The sequence below is a fragment of the Streptomyces longwoodensis genome, from assembly GCF_001514125.1.
Lineage (GTDB): Bacteria > Actinomycetota > Actinomycetes > Streptomycetales > Streptomycetaceae > Streptomyces > Streptomyces longwoodensis.
Map to the genome: position 1 here is coordinate 1 of NZ_KQ948576.1, position 1,067 is coordinate 1,067.

Genomic DNA, 1,067 nt, shown 5'->3' on the forward strand with positions numbered 1-1,067 from the left:
TGTGCTGTCCCGGGACGTTGGTGACACGCGTGCTGGGTGCTTGAACGGGTGAGGGCCTTCTGGGTTCGGTGTGGATTGCGACATCTGCACCTGACCGCAGGAGGCCCTCGTGTCCCACCGTAATGCCCCGCTGACCGCGACCGGGAGGCTGCGTCTGGCCCGGTGTGTCGTGGACGACGGCTGGCCGCTGCGGCGGGCCGCGGAACGCTTCCAGGTCAGCCACACCACCGCCGCCCGCTGGGCGAGCCGCTACCGCAAGCTGGGCGAGGCCGGGATGCACGACCGCTCCAGCCGCCCCCACCACAGCCCGCGCCAGACGCCCGCCGCGGTCGAACTGCAGGTCGTGCGGCTGCGGCACGAGCATCGGATCGGGCCGGTGCGGCTGGCCGCCCGGACCGGCGTCGCCGCCTCCACCGCCCACCGCATCCTCGTCCGCCACGGCCTGCCCGCCCTGGCCGCCTGCGACCGGGCCACCGGCGAGCCCGTACGCCGCTACGAACGCGCCCGGCCCGGGGAACTGGTCCACATCGACGTCAAGAAGCTCGGCCGCATCCCCGACGGCGGCGGCCACAAGGTCCTCGGCCGGGCGGCCGGCAGCCCGAACAAGAAGCGCGCAGGCGGCGTCGGATACGCCTGCCTGCACACCGCCCTGGACGACCACACCCGCCTCGCCTACACCGAGGACCTGCCCGACGAGACCGCCCCCACCTGCGCAGCCTTTCTGCGACGAGCGGCCGCCTGGTTCGCCGCCCAGGGCGTCACCGTCGAGCGGGTCCTGACCGACAACGCCTGGGCCTACACCAAGAACACCTGGCGCGACACCTGCCGCGAGCTGGGCATCAGCCCCCGCTGGACAAGGCCCTGGCGCCCACAGACCAACGGCAAGGTCGAACGCTTCCACCGCACCCTGCTCGAGGAGTGGGCCTACATCCGGCCCTACACCTGCGACGCCGAACGACAGGCCGCGTTTCCCGACTGGCTTCACTGGTACAACTACCACCGACCCCACACCGGCATCGGCGGCCACCCACCAGCCAGCCGCGTCACCAACCTGTCCGAACAGCACA

General features: G+C 72.4%; 1 protein-coding gene. It reads left to right on the forward strand.

The annotated features are described in order from the left end of the window. Positions 1 to 109: 109 nt before the first annotated feature. The coding region (locus tag AQJ30_RS36350; RefSeq protein WP_067242511.1) for an IS481 family transposase at positions 110 to 1,067 on the forward strand (958 nt) is incomplete at its 3' end.